Genomic DNA, 21,196 nt, shown 5'->3' with positions numbered 1-21,196 from the left:
CATTTTTTGTCAAATGCCGACACAAAGTTAAATTGTTACTGTCTCGTATTGCTGGTGGGAGATGAGAGATAAAAGACCACAGCCGGAATGTTTGGGGGAGAGCCAGTCCTATGACGGACGTTACACATAATCCAACTATACCATCGCATACAAAGCATAATTCCAACGCCAAAAAGGCTGTCGCTGCTGCCTCAATCGGCAATGCTCTGGAATGGTATGATTTTACAATCTACGCCTTGTTTGCGGTTTATATCGCCAAGAATTTCTTTCCTGGCGGCAATGACACTGTCGAACTGATCAAGTCCTTTCTGGCCTTCGGCCTCGGCTTTCTGATCCGTCCGCTCGGCGCGGTTGTACTCGGCGTTTACGCTGATAAAGCCGGTCGTAAAGCGGCGCTGTTTCTGACCATCATGATCATGGCAGCCGGAACACTGCTGATTGCTATTGCACCAACCTATGCCGCTATTGGTATCGGCGCACCGATGATTATTCTTGCAGGCCGTGTGCTGCAAGGCTTCTCAGCCGGTGGTGAAGTCGGCAGTGCGGCGGCATTTCTGGTGGAACATGCACCAGAAGGGCAGAAGGGCAAATATGCTGCATGGCTGCAGGCCAGTATGGCATTTTCCAATATTATCGGTGCCTTTGTGGCTCTTGCTGTGACGTCACTTCTCACTGAAGATCAGGTTGGTGACTGGGGCTGGCGTATTCCGTTCATCCTCGGCCTGTTGATTGCACCTGTTGGTCTGTGGATGCGCCGTTCACTGGATGAAACGCCTGTTTTCAAAGCTGAATTTGATAAACAAGGCAAAACTGCAGAACATGCTCCTCTGAAAGAAGTGTTCGTCAATTATGGCGGTGCATTGCTCAAAGGTACAGCCTTCTCCGTATTATGGGCTGCCAGCGTCTATGTCATGATCATCTATATGCCGATCTATGTACAGCGTGCATTCGGTTTCACCGGTTCACAGGCATTCATTGCTGCCCTGATCGGGAATAGTCTTATGGCTGTCGGTTGTATCGTTGCCGGTTCTGTTTCCGACAAGATCGGCCGTCGTCTGACACTGGCGATCACCACAACCGTGCTGCTGATTGCTATTCATCCGCTGCTGTGGTGGCTGCATCACTCACCGACACTCGGCACCCTGATCACTGTTCAGAGCTGCTTCTGTGTGATGGTGGCCGGTGTGGTTGGTGTTGCACCTTCTGCTCTGTCCGAAGTCTTCCCGACCCATATCCGCTCAACCGGTATGTCGCTGGCCTATAACATCTCCACCACGATTTTCGGTGGTTTTGCTCCGGCAGCGCTGACATGGCTCGGCACGACTTCGCTCGGCTACAGCGCCCCTGCATGGTATGTCAGTATCGCAGCTGTCATCGCATTGTTCGCGATTTTCAAAATGGGCGACAATAAAAAGACAGCCTGACGATACAGACTGACAAACAAAACTAACGCACCCGTCATGCACAGCTATGGCGGGTGTTTTTATTTACAGGTGCTCTGAAACTTTAGGCCTATATGCCTGCCGCACAGACTCATTTTATTACCCGTAATGCACTTATTTTATTTCATTAATAACTTGCCATGCCGCCTCATAAAATTTAGAGCGGTTCCAGTTAAAATAAAATCGTTGGAACCGCTCTATCTATTTTTACGCGCATCTTATCCGAAAACCGCTTCGCACTTTTCGGGATGCGCTCAAGAGCGGGGTCAGTTATTAAATAAGGACTATCTGTAATGAAAATGCTGGCAAGCTTTTCGGCTTTCGTAGGCAAGACTTTTGCGGTCTGGGTTCTGCTGTTTGCCGTACTGGGTTTTGTATTCCCTGAGACCTTTAAACAATTCGCTCCTCATATTGTTACCCTGCTCGGTATCATCATGTTCAGCATGGGGCTTACCCTCTCCCTTGATGACTTCCGTGAAGTCGTTCGCCGCCCGGCCGATGTGGGTATCGGCGTTGCCTCGCAGTTTCTGATTATGCCGCTGCTTGCCGTATTGCTGACCAAGATCATTCCGATGTCACCGGAAGTCGCTGCCGGTGTTATTCTCGTCGGCTGCTGCCCGGGCGGTACATCCAGCAATGTGATGACCTATCTCGGCAAAGGCGATGTGGCGCTGTCCGTTGCCTGCACCAGTGTGACCACGCTGGCTGCCCCGCTGGTTACGCCATTCCTCGTCTGGTTCTTCGCCAGCCAGTTCCTGCCGGTTGATGCAATGGCAATGTTCATGAGCATTGTTAAAGTGATCCTCGTGCCGCTGGCACTCGGCGTACTGGCACAGAAACTCGTTCCGGAAATCGTTAAAACGGCTGTGCCTTGCCTTCCACTGGTGAGCGTGACCGGTATCGTGCTGATTGTTGCCGCCGTGGTTGCGATGAACAAAAATGCAATTGCCACCACCGGCCTGCTGATTTTCCTTGTTGTCGTATTGCACAATGGCATCGGCTATATGCTCGGCTTTACCGCTGCCAAACTTACCGGCATGTCTCTTGCCAAGCGTAAAGCCATTGCGGTTGAAGTCGGCATGCAGAACAGCGGTCTGGGCGCGGCACTTGCCGCTGCGCATTTTTCGCCGCTGGCAGCAGTGCCAAGCGCGATCTTCAGCGTATGGCACAATATTTCCGGTGCGCTGCTGGCGAATTATTTCGCACGCATGAAAGATGATAAATAATCATCATCTCTGTTCAAAATAGTAAGACCGGCTCATCCGTCAGAATGAACCGGTCTTTTTTATGCTTTACGGTTCATCCGGTAGATCAGCAATGCCGTTGCAAAAATCAGCAATGAGGCCGTTGCGATCACCCACATAAAGGCCTGATCGAAGGCCATAAAACCAACCTCACGCAGATGCTGTGCCTGTTCCGCAGGCAGGGTTTCTGCCAGCAGCAAAGCTTCATCCAGACTGTCACGGATCGTTTCCGGAAAACCCGATCCTTCCGGCACAATCATGAATGCCGTATAGATCGCGGTCATAAGACTGCCGAAAATCGTAACGCCTGTGGCACCGCCAAGTTCGTAGGACACTTCCTCTACGGAAGCTGCCATACCGGCTTTTTCTTCAGGCGCATTGCCCATGATCGCAGTTGAAGCACCGGTCATTGCCGCACCGACACCAAAACCCATAATCATCAGACCGATCAGCCAGATATGCGGCTGCATCTGGAAGCTCAGCAGATAAAGCGCTGTGCCAAGACCGGTAATCAGCATACCGCCCCAAAGCACCCGTGCCTCACCGATTTTTGGCAGCCCCCAACCAACCAGCGGCCCCGCAACAAAGGCGGCCAGCGGAATTGGCAGAATGAGCAGACCGGCCTGCAGCGGCGAATAACCGGCAACAAGCTGCAAACGCTGGCTAAAAACCAGCTCCACACCGATCAGAGCTGCCGAAGAGACAGAAGCTGCCATCACGCCGGACGAGAATTTGCGGTTACCAAACAGCGAGAAATCAACCAGCATACCATTGGTTGCCCGCTGCCTGCGATAGAACACCACCAGCGCAATCAGACCGACAATCATAGAGACGGCAAAGAGCAACATGGAGCTGTCGCGCTTGGCCAGCTCTTTCAGGGCAAAAGTCACACCGACAAGACCGATCATCACCTGAACGGAACCGACCAGATCCCATTGACGGTTTTTATTACCGGGGCGGGTCTCCAGCACGGTCAAAGCCAGAACCAGCGCAATCAGCACCACCGGCACATTGATAAGGAAGACGGAACCCCACCAGAAATATTCCAACAATATACCACCGACCACAGGACCGAAGGCTGCACCACCGGAGGCGACCGCCGCCCAGACACCGATTGCGAAAGAGCGTTCGTTCTCATCCTCGAAAGTCAGGCGAATGATCGAGAGTGTTGCCGGCATCATCATTGCAGCACCAACGGCAAGCAGCACGCGGGCAGCAATCAGCATTTCCGCATTTGGCGCATAGGCTGCTGCGAGTGACGCAATACCAAAAACCACAAGCCCCGCTGTGAACATACGTTTATGCCCGAGACGGTCGCCAAGACTGCCGACACCCGGCAACAGGCCTGCAACGACCAGCGGGTAAGCATTAATAATCCAGAGTTTCTCTGATGCGCTGGCCGCAAGATCATGGGTAAGCCGCGGCAATGCTGTGTAAAGCACAGTCATATCAATCACGATCAGGAATAATGCACTTGAGACGATGGCCAGTACCAGCCAGCGATTATGCAATGTCATTGATAATATCCACTTCTTCTGTGCTGAAGTTTCAGCACTTTTATAACCTGCCCCGCAGAACGACAAAATGTGTTGTTTTACGGAAAAAGCTTGAAACCTGATGGTCGTTAATTTAAATCCATACGTATGGAAAGTAAAAAACTCAAAAAAATTGGCCGTCCGCGTACCATTGACCGCAATCATTTGCTGGATCTGGCCGAAAAGATCGTTGTGGAGCATGGCGCACCGGCTTTGACCATTGATGCGCTGGCCAAGGCTGCCGGTATCACCAAGGGCGGCGTGCAATATTGTTTCGGCAATAAAGACGGGCTGGTCGATGCCATGCTGACACGCTGGGGTATTGATTTCGACAAACAGGTGACCGCCATGCAGAATGGCAGAACCGATGCCCTCTCCCATATAGCGGCGCATATTCGCGTGACAAGGGACAGTGACCCGCTTGGTGATTCACGTCTTGCAGCCATGCTTGCCAGCCTGGAACCCAGTTCAGAACAGCTGGATAAAACACGGCAATGGTATCGCAAACAACTGGACGGGCTTGATGTCTCCACTCAGCAAGGACGCAATACCCGCCTTGCATTCATCGCCAATGAAGGTGCTTTTCTGCTGCGCAGTTTCCAGCTTTTTGATCTGAATGAAGAAGAATGGCAGCAGATTTTCCACGATATTGAAAAGCTGCTGCCCAAAGATTTTGATGATTAATCAGAATTACTGCCCATAGAGTGCATCAGCAAGGATACGCACAGCTTCTGCCGTACGCGGGCCGAAACCAAGCATATAAGGCCCGTCAAGAACGATCAGCGCTTTGTTTCGGGCTGCGGGTGTATTTTGCAGCGCTTTGTCCGAAAACACATCCTCTGCTTTAGGACCACCTGCCCCGTCGGACAGCATCAGCACCACTTCCGGCTCCGCTTCCAGCAACCATTCTGCTGACACGGCTTTATAGCCCTTATAGACCGAGAGCGGATTAACACCCCCTGCATGACGGATAAAGGCATCTGCCGCCGTGTCGCTGCCCGCACCGCTCAATTTCGCCAGTCCGTGAAAGAACACCACTTTCTTTCCGCGCCCTTCCGATACTTTGCGCACATGCGCCATAGCCGCATCAAAATCTGCAGTGACTGATTTTGTCAGCACTTCCCCCTGCGGCTCCAGTTGCAGGCGTGCGGCAATCAGGCTGATTTTTGTAACCAGTCCCTCACGGCTGTTAACCGCCGGAATATACAGCACAGGCACACCGGACTGGTTGAGCACATCCACCACTTCCGGCGGGCCGATATCTTCCGACGCGATAATCAGATCTGGATGCAGAGCCAGCACACCTTCGGCGGACAGGCTGCGGCGGTAACCGACATTGGTCTTACTGGCTGTATCCGCCGGATATTTGCTGCTGCGATCAAGGGCGATGATTTTTTCATCCGCGCCGAGTGCATAGACGATTTCGGTCACATCAGGCCCGAGCGTGATAATGCGTTGCGCCGTGCCTTGTTGCTGCGCGGCACGGGCAGAACTCACATTCAGCCAGAACACCACAACGATCAGAGCGATTGTGAGCAAAAATATCGCCTTCATTGCGTAATAATCGGGATGATTTTTCGCTTTAGTGAACAATTGTCTGATTTGCATAATTAAAGTTGACTCTATTTATCATGATTTATATAGCCTCTAATTAATATGAGTTAATGAGTCAACTTAATGCATGCCAATAGCCGGAAATCCCTCCCGCTGTGAACCGGCAGCATCATCGGGGGCAATATGAAAATCTCTCAGAAATCCGCGTTTCGTCTGCTGGGTACAACCGTGCTCAGTACAATCGGGCTGTTCGCATTCAGCGCAACACCTCTTCTTGCCCAGACTAAGCCGGTTAAAACCCAGCAACAAACAGACGAGCAAAAAAACACTGACAAAGCGAAGTCACAGGTGCTGGAACTTGATACCATCACCATCTCGCCGCTCAGCAATGATCAGGCGGTGATTGATGCGATTGCTTCCACCAGCCTGATCTCACGTCAGCAGATCGACCGCATACAGCCGGTGACGTCTGCCGATATTTTCCGCTTCACACCGGGTGTTCATGCCTCACTGAACGGTGATGATCCGGCAACCTCGATTAATATTCGCGGTCTTCAGCAATATGGCCGTGTTGCAGTAACGCTGGATGGCGCGAGGCAGGATTACTGGCGTGTCGGCCACGGTTCCGGCTCGTTCTATATTGAACCGGAACTGCTCAAGCAGGTGACCGTTATCCGCGGGCCTGTTTCCAACATCTATGGTTCCGGTGCCATTGGCGGCGTGGTTGCTTTTGAAACCAAGGATGCGCGCGATTTTCTCTATGACGGTGAAACATGGGCTTTGAGCGAAAAGCTGCGCTATGAAAGCAACGGAAAAGGCTTCCTCACCAGCACAACCGGCGCTTACCGTTTTAATGAAAATTTCGATGTGATCGGTAATCTCAATTACCGTGACAGTGATGAATATAAGAATGGTGACGGTGATTATGTACGCTGGACGGGTGAAAAGGCCATCAGCGGAATGGGTAAAGTTACCCTGCGCCCTGCGGAAGGCCATGAGCTGAAATTCGGCATCTCCCGCCAGAAATATGAAGATATCATCACCGGCAGCAGCGGCTCTGCTTCCCCAACCCTTTCGCGCTATAATGCTGATACGATCGTCAGCACCTATACAGGCAGCTATACCTACAGACCGGATGATAATCCGTTCTGGGATCTCTCCGTCAACGCCTATCACAGCGCGACGGATAATGACCAGTTTCAGGTCTGGCAGCTGAAAGACTATGGAAAAACCCGTTATTATGATGTTTCGACATCCGGTTTCCGCGCCCATAACAGCTCGCGTTTTGAAACCGGGAGCCTGAAACACACCGTAACCTACGGCATGGATTACTATAAATTGCGCGGACGCTCCGATACTGACAATTTCGGCAATGGCGAGCAGCAGGCCTATGGCGGCTTTGTGCAATGGCAGGGCGAATATCAGAAATGGCTCGAAGTGATCGGTGCTGTCCGTTATGACGGTTATAAGCTCAATGGCACCAGCAAGGCCTCTCCGGGTAATCCGTCTCAGGATGTCAGCCTCGACGGTAACCGTATCTCGCCGCGCCTGAGTGTTGGTATTACACCGGTTGAGGGCATCCAGTTCTACGGGCTTTATGCGCAGGGTTATCGCGTTCCGCATATGCAGGATGTGTTCCGCCAGAACGGTTCTCACGGTTCCGGCTATGAGCCGAATCTGTTCCTGAAACCGGAAGTCGCCACCACCTATGAGGCGGGCATCAATCTGCGGCAGGATAATCTGATTGAAGCCGGAGATCAGCTGCGCACCAAGCTCAACATCTTCCACACCGACGTGAAAGATTACATCAACACCGTTAAAGTCGACAAGTACACGACCTCAGAGAATGTCGGCACCGCCCGTCTGCGTGGCGTAGAACTGGAAGGCACCTATGACACATGGTGGGGCTATGTGAACCTTGCAGCCTCCTATACCGATGCGGAAATGAAAGACGGTATCTATAAGGGCGAATCCCTGAGCAACACGCCGCTGCATAATTTCAGCGCCGCGCTGGGTCTTAAAGCTCTGGATGACCGTCTGGTTTACGGCATTGAATATCAGAGCCTTGGCAAAGTGACCCGTGCGATCAGCAATGGCGTGACCGTCTATCCGCGCACTGATCTGGTGAATGTGTTTGCCAACTGGCAGGTTACCGACAATGTGAAGCTCGACTTCGGCGTCGATAATATCTTCAACAAAGCCTATACCGACGCGCAAACCGGCTGGGCAACAACCACAGATATAGAACAAGGCAAAGGCCGCACTTTCAAAGTGGCCATTACCGGACGTTTCGGCGGTTAAAACGCCAATCCTCTCCAGTCTGGCAGGCGGCATTTTATGCTGCCTGTCTTTTTTGCGTTCATCCTGTTTCCAAAATCGAGAACACCGTGTCAGAGCATTCATCATCACTGCACAGCTATGCCAATATCCGCCTCGTCAACGGGGCAAGCTACCTGCCGCCGATTATCGACCGCCTCAACTCCTATGAAGCGCATTATGACGCGCATGAAGAACTGCATGCATTTTATTACCCTTTCGGGCAGATCGAGCTGAAATCGCAGCCTGAAGGTTATCAGGTTTCATTACGTGCCGGTGAAACTGTCGGGCTGAGCCGCCTGAAAGATCTGGCTGCCGTTGCCATCAAACTCTATACCAAAGAAGAAGCCCCAGACATTCTATGGGAAGGCGATCATGCCGGTGAGCAGCCACTGCCGCAATTCCGGCTGATGAATGTTGTCTCTGCCCGTTATTTCACACCGCATATGCTACGTATCCGTTTCAGCGGTGAAGACCTCAAGAGATTTTCACTGTTCGGTGCGATGCATGTGCGGCTGTTATTGCCGACCCAAGATGTGCCGCAGCCTGTCTGGCCGATCATGGGGCCGAACGGCCTGCCTTTCTGGCCGGATGAAACAAAGCGGCCGGCAGCGCGTGCTTACACCATCCGCAATCTCAATATTGAAGAAGGCTGGATGGAAATTGACTTCTATATTCATGAAACCGAAGGGCTGGCCAGCCAATGGGCTAAAAATACCCGCACAGGTGATATTGCCGGTCTGATGGGGCCGGTTGGCCGTCCGCTGCGGCAGGCAAAACAATATCTGATCGGTACGGATATGACCGGCCTGCCCGCTGTCGGGCGGATGCTGGAAGAATTCGCACCCGATGTTACCGGCCATGTGCTGATTGCCGTTGATGCGCAATCTGATATTCAGCCGCTCACCCATCCTGAAGGTGTGACTGTCGAATGGATTGTGAATGCCGATCAGGATGCCGCAGCAACAGCACTGACAGACAGGCTCCGCGCCCTGCCTTGGCCGGATGGTAGTGACAGTTTCGGCTGGTTTGCCGGTGAAGCTGATTGTGCCAAAATCATGCGCGATTACTGGCGCAAACAGCTTGGTAAATCCCGTGACCAGACACTGGTCGCCGGTTACTGGCAAAAAGATTCAACCGGTTTCATGGCCGGTTGATATTTACTGCAACGGCCACCAGAACATCAGCACCGGTACGGCCACGCAAATAATGATGAAAGACAAAGGCAGGCCAAGGCGCGGATAATCACTGAAACGATATCCGCCCGGCCCCATCACCAGCGTATTGCACTGGTGCCCGATCGGCGAAAGAAAGTCACAACCGGCACCAATCGCCACAGCCATCAGAAATGCTTCAGGCTTAAAACCGAGGCCTGAGGCAAAACTGGTGGCAATCGGCGCCATTACCAGCACTGTCGCCGCATTATTGAGGAATGGTGTGACTGCCATTGCTGTAATCAAAATCAGCGCCAGCGCACCGGCAGGCGGCATTTGATGTGCGAATATTGTCAGCCATTGCGCAATCACATCCGTTGCACCGGTTGTGCGCAAGGCATCACTGACCGGAATAAGCGCAGCCAGCATCACGAGAATTGGCCCGTCAACGGATGAATAAACCTCACTGACCGGAATAACCCGGAAGACCACCATCGCCACTGCCGCCGCAAAGAAGGCGATTGAAACAGGCACAACGCCCAAAGCAGTTATTCCGATAGCAACCAGCAGGATCGACAGCGGGATCAGCCCGCGCCGGACACTGCCGAGCAGAATGGTACGCCGCGCCAGCGGTAGGCAACCCAGTTCGCGCAGCAATGGCGGCAAAATCCCCTGCCGTCCCTGCAACACCACCACATCGCCCTGATGCAGAATAACCTCGCGCAGACGCTCGCTGATACGCTCTCCCTGACGGCTCACCGCCAGCAGATTAACATCATAATTCTCATAGAGATTAAGTCCGCGTGCCGATGTGCCGATCAGTGCGGAATCCTTGCCGATCACCGCCTCAATAGCCTCAATCTCGGCAGAACCGGAATTCTCGGAAGGTATGCGGTCTTCCGTCAGTTTGAGCTTGCCATTGCTGACAATCGCATCCAGCGCTTTCGGATCACCTTCGAGCAGAATAACATCGCCTTCAGCAATCACTGTATCCGGCAGCGGCGCAACGCGTTTCGTATCGCGCAAAATGGATGTCACCATCGCATTGCCTTCGGCCGGTTTCACCAGATCAGTGATCTTTTTACCGATAACCGTCGCACCTTTCGGCACCCGTGCTTCTGAGACATAATTGCGGATTTCAATAGCCTCATCCACACTGACATTTTCGCGCTTACGCTGCGGAACCAGCCAGTAGAACAGTGCCAGATAAATAATCCCCACCACCGCCAGCGTTGCACCGACCGGCGTGAAATCAAACATGGTGAAACTCTCGCCCACCATTTCAGCGCGTACACGGGACACCACAATATTGGGCGATGTGCCGACCTGTGTCATCAACCCACCAAGCAGCGCGCCAAAGGCCATCGGCATCAGGAAAACCGACGGGGAGACATTGGAGCGGCGCGCAAATTGCAGTGCAACCGGAATCATAATGGCCAGAGCGCCGACATTTTTCACGAAAGCCGAGAGAACTGTCACCACACCGACCAGCAACAGCATTTGTAGCCGCACGGCATTGAGATGCGGCACGAAACGCTGCACCGCCGCCTCCATCAGGCCGGAGCGTGCCACACCGGCACTGACAATCAGCGCACTGCCGACAATGATAACAATATCATCCGCAAAACCGGTGAAAGCTTTGTCATAGGGAACCAGACCGAGACTGACAGAGATCAGCAGGAAGCACAGCGCAACCACATCATAGCGAATCCGATCCCAGATAAAGACAGCCATCATCAAAGCGATAACCATGAGTGCCAATATCTGATGCAAGGTCATACGGCTTGCTCTCCCTGTCTTTTCCGTCCACTCTGTCATGAGCAAAGGGAATCGCATCTGCATATTTCAGCTTTTATACAGCAGACAGAATATTTTTCTTTTATTGATTTGGGGAGAGAAAAAAGGCGGCATAAATGCCGCCTTTTAAAAAAATAAATATCTCAATGTTTTCAGGACACAAGACAGAAATACTTATCTACCGCATGAAGATTTATCTGATTTTTATCAGATAACAGAAACCACCCATGCAACGATCTGTCTGGTCACATCACTGAAACCGGCATCCAATGCGCGGATATAGGCTTTGTTACCAGCGCCGCTGACCGGTGCGGATGATGTGAAGACCCGTGTGGCACGCACTTCACCTGTCTTGTCATTCAGCACACGAACGGCCAGTTCTATCTTGGCTGTCTGCGGTGAGGAGGATGCATTGATACCGAAATCACGCAACTCCGCCTGCACCTGATAATTGATCGCGAGACCGTCACCCGGACGTCCGACACCACCGACAGCATTGCTGTTTTCAAATGCCTGCACCAGACGCGCCTGCACCAGATTGGTCAGACGGTCGCCCCACTGTGCTCCTTTAAGATAGGTGATAGAGCCCGGCGCATCGTGAATAACAATATTCTCACTGTCCAAAGCTTTGAGTGCTGCCGGTGTCGGCACCAATATCTGCACATTCTTACGCTTCTGCGAAACCTGCACCTGCGGCGATGAGCTGAGGCTGAATGTATCGAGCGGTGTTGTCGTACAGCCGGCCAGCAAAACTGCGGCACCGAGAACTGTCAGTTTATAGTTCAGAATATGCTTCAGCATCAGTGACGTTTCCTTCCGTCATATTGCGGCACAGTGCCTGAACCACCAAAAATAATACGCTGAGGATCCCGCTCAAGATCGGTAATCGCCTGTTCAATACGCTGCAACGAACGGCGGCTATCCACAACAACCGACTGCACATCGCTTAAGCCCTTGCCCGAAAAGCGCGCCAGATTATCCGCAACCGGAGCCAGACGCTTATCCAGATTGTCCGAAGTTTTCTGAATGGAGGCGAGTGTCGCCTTCGCCTGCGCCACAACACCTTCACGGTCTTCCGGCGACAACAGCTTGTCCACTTTGGCCATGATGCCGTCCACGCGCTTGGATGCCTCATTCAGACGCTGCATCATTTCACGCGCTTCATGAATCGTCTTCTGAACATCCGCAGCATTATCGCCGATCGCACTGATCACATCGGCATTTTTGGCCAACGCATCGGTAAAGGTCTTGGCATTATTGACTGTATCGGTCAGCGGACCACGGGCATCATTGACAAAGCCCTCCAGCCCGCCAAGCACACGCTCGGTACGGCCGAAAATATCCTTCGCGGTTGCCATAAGATCGGTAAAGATTGACGGATCAGCATTGATACGCGCCACATAGCCGCCCTTCTCCGCCTCTTCCATCAGATTAGGCTCCATCAGGCTGCCGCCCTTAAGCTCAACAAAAGCGATACCTGTCAAACCCTGAGAAGAAAGCTCGGCCTTGGTGGAACGGGTAATCGGCGTGGTGCGGTTCACTTCAGACTGCACAATCACCATATTCGGATTGAGCGGATCGAGGAACATCTGGCGCACATCGCCAACTTTAATCCCGTTGAACAGCACCTGACTGCCCTTGGACAGACCGGTAACAGAACCGGGAATACGGATTTCCAGCGGCAGCGTATCATTGCCGTCACCGAAACGCGCAGCCCAATAAACGAAACCAAATGCGGCAAGTGTCACAGCAAGTGTGAAAATACCGACCAGAACATAATTGGCTTTTGTTTCCATTACTGATTCAATTCCGTATCTGGTCCCGCATCAAGATTTGTATTCTGGTTTTCAGTCCCGCTCAAATCCGTTCCTTTTTTCTCAACCGGTATTGCTGAGCTTTTGCGCCGGCGGTTTGCTGCATTCATATCAATCTGCCGTGCTCTCTTACCGTTGAAATAGGTCTGTACCCAAGGATCGTCAAATTTCAGCAATTCTTCAACTGTGCCGTCTACCAGCACTTTCTTTTGCCCTAATACAGCAATTCGGTCGCAAATTGCAAAAAGACTATCAAGATCATGGGTTACCATATAAACGGTCAGCCCCATCGTATCGCGCAAATTGGCAATCAGATCATCGAAATCCGCTGCACCGATCGGATCAAGCCCTGATGTCGGCTCGTCGAGAAACACCACTTCGGGATCCAGCGCCAATGCGCGTGCCAGTGCAGCGCGCTTAATCATCCCGCCGGAAAGTTCAGACGGATATTTCTCCGCCGTATCCGGCTTCAGCCCCACCAGATCAATTTTGAGCCGTGCCAGCTCATTCATCAGCTTTGGCGACAGGTCGAGATATTCGCGCATCGGCACCTGAATATTTTCCAGTACCGTCAGCGAGGAAAATAGCGCACCTTGCTGAAAAAGCACGCCCATACGCATATCAATCGCCATTTTCTGGCGCTCATTGACCTTATCAACATCCTGTCCGAAAATATCGATCAGGCCGGATTTCTTCTGGTTCAGCCCCAGAATAGTGCGCATCAGCACCGACTTACCCGAGCCAGACGGACCGATAAAACCAAGAACCTCGCCGCGACGAATATCCAGATCCAGCTTGTCCAAAATCACATTACGGCCAAAAGCAACCGTGACATCACGCACGGAGATCACGGCTTCCTGCGCCGCTCCTGCATCTGTGCCCTGTGATGGCTGCCGGTTGTCTTTGCTTGTCATATTCATCCGTATGTTTATCGTAATGCTTTATTTTTAGAACTCGATGGCTGCGTAGAAAATCGCAAACAAGCCGTCCACGACAATCACCACAAAAATCGATTTCACCACCGATGAGGTAACGCGACGACCCAGTGATTCTGCACTGCCTTTTACCTTCATACCCTCAACCGAAGCCATGATACCGATAATCATCGCCATGAACGGCGCTTTAATCAGACCTGCAAGATAGGTTGAAGTCACAATCGCGTCACGCAACCGGCTCATAAAAGCTTCCGGCGGAATGCCCGAATAGGCCCATGCAACAAAACCGGCACCGGCCAAAGCGGCCAGATCGGCAATGATTGTCAGCATTGGCAGAACAATCACCAGCGCCACCAGTCGCGGAAACACCAGCACACCAACGGGATTGAGACCAATAACCGTCAGCGCATCGGTTTCCTCGCGCATTTTCATCGAGCCTATTTCCGCCGTGATCGCGCTGCCGGATCGCCCTGCAATCATAATCGCAGTGAGCAACACCCCGATTTCACGCAGTACGAGAATACCGACCAGATCGACCACGAAAATTTCTGCACCGAAATAGCGCAACTGAAAGGCGCCCTGCTGGGCGATAATCGCACCGATAATCGTCGACATCAGCAAGACAACAGGAATCGCGCCGACGCCCATTCGGTCAATCTGATTGACGATAGCTGCATAGCTGATGCCGTTGCCGCGACCGGACTTCATCTGCGAGCCGCGGATCGTCGCGCCAAGAATATGCATCGACATCAAAAAATCATCGCGTGCCGCATACATGAAGCGGCCGAGCTTATCGAGCAGAGCAATTGCAAAAAACGGACGACGGTGTTTTTCAGGCAGCTGATAGCGCTCAACGGCAGCGCCGACCTCTTCCAGCAGCGGTGTCCAGCTCGGGCGGATATTATCAATATGCACACGGATCTGCTGTTTGCTCAGCGCAACGCGCAGACGCTCGATCAGCCATGCTCCGGCCGTATCGAGACCGGATATGTCGCCCATATCCACTTTCACAACGGGTGCCTGCATTTTATCTGCAAGACCGCTTTCCAGCTTGCGCATCTGATTATCAACGCGGGCGACAGTCAGCGACGTCCAGCGGCCGGATAAAGAGATAATAGTCGCGCCATCATCCGCCACCACATTAATTTCGGGTGCGGATGCAGGGCTGCTACTTGTTTTACCCGTTTTATCGGTCAACATGCGTCTTCCAAAACCTGAGTCTGTTTGGAAATAACCGGATCAGATATGCGCCGGACTACTTCCATCCCTTCTGCAAATATCCAAGTCTATCAGCTTTCTGATAATCCCGAACGCCTGCACCAATATGATTTATCTGCACTATACCAGGCGTAAATTTCTATAATTACGGACAGTACCAATGCAATATAATCTAAACCTGCTTATTGAGCGCTACCCGATTGCAGGGAAATTTACAATCTCGCGCGGCTCCAAAACCGAAGCAGTGGTCGTAGTGTGTGAATTGAGTGACGGTATTCACAGCGGTCACGGCGAATGTGTGCCTTATGCCCGTTACGGCGAAAGCATCGAATCGGTCAGCGAACAAATTCATGCAATTGAGCCTTTGCTAAAACAAGGCGGCTCAGCAGAAAGCCTGCGTGTAAAACTGCAATCCTTCATGCCTGCCGGTGCCGCACGCAATGCCGTGGACTGCGCTTTGTGGGATTTGCAGGCCAAACAGTCCGGCACGACAGTTGCTGCTTTGCTCAAGATTGCACCGCGTCCGCTGATTACTGCGATCACCGTCTCCATTGATACGCCGGAAGCTATGGCCACAGCCACCGCCAAACTCGCACATCATCCGCTGATTAAAGTGAAAATCGGCGGTGAGAATGATGCTGCGCGTATTCGTGCTGTGCGGGAAGCCGCACCAAAAGCGCAAATCATTCTGGATGCCAATGAAGGCTGGAATGCGAATAATTTTGCTAAAAATATCAATGTGGCCGCAGAATGCGGGATTGCACTGATCGAACAGCCGCTGCCTTCATCCGATGACAGCTATCTGTTACAGGCGAGCCGCCCTGTGCCGGTCTGCGCGGATGAAAGCGCCCATACATCTGAAGGTCTGGAAAAGCTGAAAGACCGCTATGATGCGGTGAATATCAAGCTGGATAAAACCGGCGGCCTGACTGAAGCGCTGGTCATGCGTGACAAAGCCCGTTCTCTTGGCCTGCAAGTGATGGTCGGCTGCATGGTTGGTTCGTCTCTCGCGATGGCACCTGCCCTGATGGTGGCGCAGGATTCGGATTTCGTCGACCTCGACGGACCGCTCCTGCTGGCGCGTGACCGTGAACCGGCATTGCATTATGACGGGACAATTGTCTCCCCGCCTCTGCCTGAATTGTGGGGTTAACCGGATTTAGGTTAAGCGCGATTTCACTCTGACTGAGACATAATCGCGCTCCCCTTTCGGCTACAGGCCGCAAAAGCGTATTTTTTGATTTTTACAGTGCCGAATGAGCAGTCTGTGATTTGTAACTTGCCCGAATATCCCATATACGACCTTATTCCTACAAAATGGCACGCTTGTCCGAAGCGCCTCCCTTTGAGACAAATGCGCCAGAGTGTTTTTGGTTAATGTAGTTTGGGCAGATCATTGCGGAAAAGAAATAAGTCCGGCGGACTGATTTCCCCGCACAAGTGGAACCCGCTTTTGCTTAACTGCTTAGCTGTCACGGGGATGACTACCCCAATCGTCTGACTGGACAAGAATTATATGACAAAAAAATCATCCAACGACACGAATAACACCGGCACCGCACAGGTATCCGGCACAGACAGAAAATTCTCGGATTTTGAAGAAGCGGCACTGTTTTACCACCGCTCGCCAAAGCCGGGTAAGCTGGAAATCCAGCCAACAAAAACACTCGGCAACCAGCGCGATCTGGCACTGGCCTATTCCCCGGGTGTTGCAGCTCCTTGTCTTGCTATTCAGGATGATCCGGCACTGGCTGCCGATTATACTGCCCGCGCCAATCTGGTTGCGGTTATTTCCAACGGTACAGCCGTTCTCGGTCTCGGCAATATCGGCCCGCTGGCTTCCAAGCCGGTGATGGAAGGTAAAGCCGTATTGTTCAAGAAATTTGCCGATATTGATGTTTTCGACATTGAAATCGACTCGCTCAAAGTCGAGCGTATGGTTGACGTGATCTCCGCGCTGGAACCAACCTTCGGCGGCATCAATCTGGAAGACATCAAAGCGCCGGAATGTTTCGAGGTTGAAGAACAGCTCCGCGCTAAAATGAACATTCCGGTTTTCCACGACGATCAACACGGTACAGCGATTATCGTAGCCGCAGCCGTTATGAATGGTCTGGAGCTGGCCGGCAAAGATATCACCAAAGCCAAAATTGCGGTTTCCGGCGCCGGTGCGGCAGCGCTTGCCTGCCTTAACCTGCTGGTCAGCCTTGGTGCACAGCACAAGAATATCTGGGTCAGCGACCTGGAAGGCGTTGTCTATAAAGGCCGTAACGAGCTGATGGACCGCTGGAAAGAGGTCTATGCGCAGGATACCGATGCCCGCACATTGAATGACATTATCGCGGATGCGGATGTGTTCCTCGGCGTGTCTGCCGCAGGTGTATTGAAGCCGGAAATGGTTGCCAAAATGGCGCCTACCCCGCTGATTATGGCTCTGGCCAATCCGAAGCCGGAAATCATGCCGGAAGAAGCCCGTGCCGTGCGTGAAGATGCAATCATCTGCACCGGCCGTTCGGACTATCCGAACCAGGTGAACAATGTTCTCTGCTTCCCGTATATTTTCCGCGGTGCATTGGATGTTGGCGCCACAGCCATCAATGAAGAAATGAAAATGGCTGCGGTGAAAGCAATTGCGGCTCTCGCCCGCGAAGAAGTGTCCGATGTGGCAGCCCGTGCCTATTCCGGTGATACACCGGTATTTGGTGCCAATTATCTGATCCCGTCGCCGTTTGATCCGCGTCTGATCCTGCGCATTGCTCCGGCTGTGGCAGAAGCTGCTATGGAAACCGGTGTGGCAACCCGCCCGATCACCGATATGGAAGCCTATATCGACCGTCTCAACCGCTTCGTGTTCCGCTCCGGCCTGATTATGAAGCCGGTCTTTGCCGCTGCACGCCGCTCGGCAGACAAAAAACGCGTTATCTATGCCAATGGTGAAGAAGAACGCGTGCTGCGTGCCGCTCAGGTGGTGCTGGAAGAAGGCATTGCGCAGCCGATCCTGATCGGCCGTCCGAATGTGATCGAAACCCGCCTGCAGCGCTATGCGCTGAAAATCAAACCGGGCGTTGATTTTGAAGTCATCAATCCGGAAGATGATCCGCGTTACCGTGATTATGTTGATCTGATGCATAAGCTGACCGGCCGTCAGGGCATGACACCGGAAGCCGCCCGTTCCATCGTGCGCACCAATCCGACGGTGATTGCTGCTCTGGCCATGATGCGCAACGAAGCCGATGCGATGATCTGCGGTCTCGAAGGCCGTTTTGAACGTCACCTGACGCTGGTCAAACAGATTCTCGGTGTTCAGACCGGTCTGCATGATCTTTCCACACTCAGCCTGCTGATCTCCTCACGCGGTACCCTGTTCTTTACAGACACCTATGTGACCATTGATCCGAGCGCTGAAGAAATCGCGGAAATGACCATTCTGGCGGCAAAAGAAATCCGCCGCTTTGGTATCGAGCCGAAGGCTGCCCTGCTGTCGCATTCCAACTTTGGTTCACGCGATTCAAAAAGTGCAGCCAAAATGCGTCAGGCCTGCGCAATTCTGCAGGAACGCGCACCGGAGCTGGAAGTGGATGGTGAAATGCATGGTGACGCGGCTCTGTCGCAGTTCCAGCGTGACCGCGTATTCCCGAATTCCCGTCTGAAGGGCGAAGCCAATCTGCTGGTCTTCCCTAATCTGGATGCCGCGAATATCACCATGAATGTACTGAAGACTGTGACCGATGCGCTGCATGTCGGCCCGATCCTGCTTGGTGCAGCCCGTCCTGCGCATATTCTCACACCGTCGGTTACATCGCGCGGTATTGTGAATATGACAGCTCTGGCCGTTGTTGAGGCTTCACAGCGCACAACAGCCTGATTTCAACAGCGCTATAAAAATATTTGAACGCCGCATAGTTTCAAAACTATGCGGCGTTTTTTGTTAGCAATAAAATCTGATCCGAAAACACAAAAACATGATTGAAATTTCAAAATATTATTGAAAATCAATAATTTACACGTCATTTACCATCAATATTCATACTCTTCTCATTAGCAGTTCATTGCATTTGAGCGGAGTATTTCATGTTTTCATCAATCCATTTCAGAATAGCAGTTTTTCAATTTTCAGCATTTAAAGCCATGCTGGTTGCAGCCACACTTATATTTGCAAGCGCACCGGCAATTTCACAGAACCTGTCTGATGATCGTATATGCCGTGTCTATGAGCAGGACTTGCGCAATCTTGATTATCATACCAGCCTGAATGCGCGGCAGGCCAAACGCTACCAACAACTGAGCCAGATGCAGCGGCAGGCCAATAGTGATGCCAGACGCTATTCCTGTAATCCGGGACCATTCAGCAATGGTTCCGCTTCAGAAGAATGCCGCTATATACGTGCCTCCCAACATCGTATCGAAAGCGCCTTGCAGCAGATTTCCCGCGCAGCAGCAACACCACAGCAGAGACATCTGCGGCAGGTCATTTACACAGACATGCGCCGCTATAATTGCCGTAACCCGCAAGAAGTTGAGCTCTTGATGAAAGAAAATCGCGTTGTGAGCTCAGCGCGCAAGCGCATTAAGCAGACCTATAAAAAGCCAAAAACTCTCAGACAGGCTGCATTGCAGCAAATACCTGTAGTGCCTGCGGAAAACATAACCAGCACCACAGATCTGATACCGGTTAAGGCAACGGCCAGTGTCGGCAAATCACCCTTCTCCATTCCGGCAGCACCCGCGATGAAACATACAAAAGCGGCGGAGAAATCCCCGCCGCTTATTCAGGAAGCCGTTGATTATGTGCCTGATCCGGCGATCAGGCGCGTCGGGCCAGCGTATTTTCCCGCCCGATAAGCGGCAAGAGATCAGCCAGTTCAGGGCCGGAAGCAACACCGGTCAGCGCCAAACGCAAAGGCATGAACAAGGTTTTGCCTTTGCGGCCGGTGGCAACTTTCACAGCCTCTGTCCAGACTTTCCAGACATCATTGCCCCAAGGTGCTTCCGGCAGCAGATCGAAAGCCTGTGCGATGAAATCCTTGTCTTCATCAGCCACTGCATCGCTAAAAGGCGTTGTGCGGTTGACAACTTCCCACCACTGCGCAGCATCCTGCACATGGTCAATATTACCGCGCACAGTTGCCCAGAAGGCTTCAGCATTGTCGCCGGAAATACCCAAGGCTGCCAGACGCGGTTCAACATCGGCAAATTCCAGATGATGGATCAGAGCACGGTTGAGACCGGTCAGATCAGCCGGATCGAATTTGGCATTGGATTTTGATGCATGGGACGGCTCATAGCGTGCCGCCAGTTCTTCCATAGTTGCAATCGGCTCAACATTGTCCGATGTGCCGGTCAGCACCGCCAGTGAGGCAACCGCCATAGGCTCCACACCGGCTTCGCGCAGACTACCAACCGACAAAGCACCGGAGCGCTTTGACAGGCCTTCACCGCTTGTTGTTGTCAATAGATTGTGATGGCCGAAGACCGGCACCACATCGCTCAGTGCACGGAAAATTGCAATCTGTGCACCGGTATTGGTCACGTGGTCATCGCCACGGATAATATGGGTAATACCCATATCAATATCATCCACGACGGACGGCAGCGTATAGAGATAGGTGCCGTCTTCACGCACCAACACCGGATCGGACATGGAAGCAAGGTCAACAGTCTGGGGCCCGCGCACCAGATCATCCCAATGCACTTCAGTGCGTTCGGTTTCAAATGGTGTTGTTTTGAAATTCGGCAGCAGAAAACGCCAATGCGGTTTACGACCTTCAGCTTCATAAGCAGCCTTCTGCTCGTCTGTCAGCTTCAGTGCATCACGGGCGTAAACCGGCGGTAATTTGCGAGCCAAACGCAATTTGCGGCGCAAATCCAGCTCTTCCGCTGTTTCATAACAAGCATAGAGCAAACCGGCTGCTTTCAGCTTTTCAACGGCAGCATCATAAACGGCAAAGCGCTTGGACTGATATTCGACGCGGGATGGTTTGATGCCCAGCCAATCAATATCACGGGCAATCGCTTCTGCATATTCTGATCGAGAGCGCTCCACATCCGTATCATCGTAACGCAGAATGAATTGCCCCTTATTTTTGAGCGCAAACAGCCAGTTATAAAGCGCCGGACGGGCATTGCCGATATGGATATAGCCGGTCGGCGACGGTGCAAAACGAACGATTACAGTCATAATTTTCTT

Annotated in this window: 16 protein-coding genes; 8 read left to right on the top strand and 8 right to left on the bottom strand. The window is 52.3% G+C overall.

Translation table 11 applies throughout. The features are described from left to right. Nucleotides 1–110: 110 nt before the first annotated feature. Nucleotides 111–1,424, top strand: a complete 1,314-nt coding sequence (locus tag K1X45_RS00910) for an MFS transporter (protein WP_220159524.1) — start codon at nucleotides 111–113, stop codon at nucleotides 1,422–1,424. Between the two features lie 311 nt (nucleotides 1,425–1,735). Continuing rightward, the gene (locus tag K1X45_RS00905; protein WP_075655482.1) at nucleotides 1,736–2,668 is read left to right on the top strand and encodes a bile acid:sodium symporter family protein; all 933 of its coding nucleotides are present in this window, start codon (nucleotides 1,736–1,738) and stop codon (nucleotides 2,666–2,668) included. A 59-nt stretch (nucleotides 2,669–2,727) separates the two neighbouring features. Here K1X45_RS00905 and K1X45_RS00900 read toward each other — a convergent pair whose 3' ends face one another. Further along, on the bottom strand, nucleotides 2,728–4,203 hold the full coding sequence (locus K1X45_RS00900) for an MFS transporter (RefSeq protein WP_220159523.1): 1,476 nt from the start codon (nucleotides 4,201–4,203) through the stop codon (nucleotides 2,728–2,730). Between the two features lie 126 nt (nucleotides 4,204–4,329). Here K1X45_RS00900 and K1X45_RS00895 point away from each other — a divergent pair, with 126 nt between their 5' ends. Beyond that, nucleotides 4,330–4,905 (top strand): TetR/AcrR family transcriptional regulator, encoded by a 576-nt coding sequence (locus K1X45_RS00895; protein WP_220159522.1) that lies wholly within the window; start codon nucleotides 4,330–4,332, stop codon nucleotides 4,903–4,905. A 6-nt stretch (nucleotides 4,906–4,911) separates the two neighbouring features. On the opposite strand, the gene K1X45_RS00890 is transcribed toward K1X45_RS00895, so the two are convergent. After that, complete coding sequence (locus K1X45_RS00890) at nucleotides 4,912–5,760, bottom strand: hemin ABC transporter substrate-binding protein (RefSeq protein ID WP_255560469.1); 849 nt, start codon at nucleotides 5,758–5,760, stop codon at nucleotides 4,912–4,914. A 198-nt stretch (nucleotides 5,761–5,958) separates the two neighbouring features. Here K1X45_RS00890 and K1X45_RS00885 point away from each other — a divergent pair, with 198 nt between their 5' ends. Together K1X45_RS00885 and K1X45_RS00880 are read left to right on the top strand one after the other, a co-directional pair. Beyond that, complete coding sequence (locus tag K1X45_RS00885; protein WP_220159520.1) at nucleotides 5,959–8,076, top strand: TonB-dependent hemoglobin/transferrin/lactoferrin family receptor; 2,118 nt, start codon at nucleotides 5,959–5,961, stop codon at nucleotides 8,074–8,076. Between the two features lie 86 nt (nucleotides 8,077–8,162). After that, entirely contained in the window at nucleotides 8,163–9,248 is a 1,086-nt protein-coding gene (locus K1X45_RS00880; protein ID WP_220159519.1) for a siderophore-interacting protein, read from the top strand. 3 nt (nucleotides 9,249–9,251) lie between these two features. Here the strand turns inward: K1X45_RS00880 and K1X45_RS00875 are convergent, their stop codons facing one another. The 5 genes from K1X45_RS00875 to K1X45_RS00855 all read right to left on the bottom strand — a co-directional run bounded on the left by K1X45_RS00875 (nucleotide 9,252) and on the right by K1X45_RS00855 (nucleotide 14,991). Further along, nucleotides 9,252–11,024 carry an SLC13 family permease gene (locus K1X45_RS00875; protein WP_220159518.1) on the bottom strand — a complete coding sequence of 591 codons (1,773 nt, stop codon included), beginning with the start codon at nucleotides 11,022–11,024 and terminating at the stop codon, nucleotides 9,252–9,254. Nucleotides 11,025–11,249: 225 nt separating this feature from the next. Next, nucleotides 11,250–11,843, bottom strand: coding sequence for an ABC-type transport auxiliary lipoprotein family protein (locus K1X45_RS00870; protein WP_022710367.1), 594 nt, complete (start codon nucleotides 11,841–11,843; stop codon nucleotides 11,250–11,252). After that, nucleotides 11,843–12,838: an MlaD family protein gene (locus tag K1X45_RS00865; RefSeq protein ID WP_220159517.1), complete on the bottom strand. Its 996-nt coding sequence runs from the start codon at nucleotides 12,836–12,838 to the stop codon at nucleotides 11,843–11,845. Before K1X45_RS00865 ends, K1X45_RS00870 begins: the two co-directional genes overlap by 1 nt. Further along, complete coding sequence (locus tag K1X45_RS00860; RefSeq protein WP_116088104.1) at nucleotides 12,838–13,770, bottom strand: ABC transporter ATP-binding protein; 933 nt, start codon at nucleotides 13,768–13,770, stop codon at nucleotides 12,838–12,840. Before K1X45_RS00860 ends, K1X45_RS00865 begins: the two co-directional genes overlap by 1 nt. Nucleotides 13,771–13,803: 33 nt before the next feature. Next, on the bottom strand, nucleotides 13,804–14,991 hold the full coding sequence (locus K1X45_RS00855; RefSeq protein ID WP_220159516.1) for an ABC transporter permease: 1,188 nt from the start codon (nucleotides 14,989–14,991) through the stop codon (nucleotides 13,804–13,806). Between the two features lie 178 nt (nucleotides 14,992–15,169). Between K1X45_RS00855 and dgcA the strand changes: the two genes are divergently transcribed. The 3 genes from dgcA (at nucleotide 15,170) to K1X45_RS00840 (ending at nucleotide 19,851) form a co-directional block, all read left to right on the top strand. Further along, on the top strand, nucleotides 15,170–16,162 hold the full coding sequence (gene dgcA / locus K1X45_RS00850) for an N-acetyl-D-Glu racemase DgcA (protein WP_220159515.1): 993 nt from the start codon (nucleotides 15,170–15,172) through the stop codon (nucleotides 16,160–16,162). A gap of 363 nt (nucleotides 16,163–16,525) precedes the next feature. Then, nucleotides 16,526–18,874 (top strand): NADP-dependent malic enzyme, encoded by a 2,349-nt coding sequence (locus K1X45_RS00845; protein ID WP_022710371.1) that lies wholly within the window; start codon nucleotides 16,526–16,528, stop codon nucleotides 18,872–18,874. A 206-nt stretch (nucleotides 18,875–19,080) separates the two neighbouring features. Further along, complete coding sequence (locus tag K1X45_RS00840) at nucleotides 19,081–19,851, top strand: hypothetical protein (protein ID WP_220159514.1); 771 nt, start codon at nucleotides 19,081–19,083, stop codon at nucleotides 19,849–19,851. On the opposite strand, the gene gltX is transcribed toward K1X45_RS00840, so the two are convergent. Beyond that, nucleotides 19,814–21,187 (bottom strand): glutamate--tRNA ligase, encoded by a 1,374-nt coding sequence (gene gltX / locus K1X45_RS00835; protein WP_220159513.1) that lies wholly within the window; start codon nucleotides 21,185–21,187, stop codon nucleotides 19,814–19,816. The genes K1X45_RS00840 and gltX overlap by 38 nt on opposite strands. Between the last annotated feature and the right edge of the window lie 9 nt (nucleotides 21,188–21,196).

The sequence above is a fragment of the Pseudochrobactrum sp. Wa41.01b-1 genome, from assembly GCF_019464455.1.
Taxonomy (GTDB): Bacteria; Pseudomonadota; Alphaproteobacteria; order Rhizobiales; family Rhizobiaceae; genus Pseudochrobactrum; species Pseudochrobactrum saccharolyticum.
This window is presented reverse-complemented; position numbering and strand designations above follow the sequence as displayed.

Excerpts from the sequence above, each read along its gene's own strand:
- K1X45_RS00910 (WP_220159524.1), top strand. The coding sequence starts at position 111 with ATGACGGACGTTACACATAATCCAACTATACCATCGCATACAAAGCAT.
- K1X45_RS00905 (WP_075655482.1), top strand. The coding sequence starts at position 1,736 with ATGAAAATGCTGGCAAGCTTTTCGGCTTTCGTAGGCAAGACTTTTGCG.
- K1X45_RS00900 (WP_220159523.1), bottom strand. The coding sequence starts at position 4,203 with ATGACATTGCATAATCGCTGGCTGGTACTGGCCATCGTCTCAAGTGCA.
- K1X45_RS00895 (WP_220159522.1), top strand. The coding sequence starts at position 4,330 with ATGGAAAGTAAAAAACTCAAAAAAATTGGCCGTCCGCGTACCATTGAC.
- K1X45_RS00885 (WP_220159520.1), top strand. The coding sequence starts at position 5,959 with ATGAAAATCTCTCAGAAATCCGCGTTTCGTCTGCTGGGTACAACCGTG.
- K1X45_RS00875 (WP_220159518.1), bottom strand. The coding sequence starts at position 11,024 with ATGACCTTGCATCAGATATTGGCACTCATGGTTATCGCTTTGATGATG.
- K1X45_RS00870 (WP_022710367.1), bottom strand. The coding sequence starts at position 11,843 with ATGCTGAAGCATATTCTGAACTATAAACTGACAGTTCTCGGTGCCGCA.
- K1X45_RS00865 (WP_220159517.1), bottom strand. The coding sequence starts at position 12,838 with ATGGAAACAAAAGCCAATTATGTTCTGGTCGGTATTTTCACACTTGCT.
- K1X45_RS00860 (WP_116088104.1), bottom strand. The coding sequence starts at position 13,770 with ATGACAAGCAAAGACAACCGGCAGCCATCACAGGGCACAGATGCAGGA.
- K1X45_RS00855 (WP_220159516.1), bottom strand. The coding sequence starts at position 14,991 with ATGTTGACCGATAAAACGGGTAAAACAAGTAGCAGCCCTGCATCCGCA.
- dgcA (WP_220159515.1), top strand. The coding sequence starts at position 15,170 with ATGCAATATAATCTAAACCTGCTTATTGAGCGCTACCCGATTGCAGGG.
- K1X45_RS00845 (WP_022710371.1), top strand. The coding sequence starts at position 16,526 with ATGACAAAAAAATCATCCAACGACACGAATAACACCGGCACCGCACAG.
- K1X45_RS00840 (WP_220159514.1), top strand. The coding sequence starts at position 19,081 with ATGTTTTCATCAATCCATTTCAGAATAGCAGTTTTTCAATTTTCAGCA.
- gltX (WP_220159513.1), bottom strand. The coding sequence starts at position 21,187 with ATGACTGTAATCGTTCGTTTTGCACCGTCGCCGACCGGCTATATCCAT.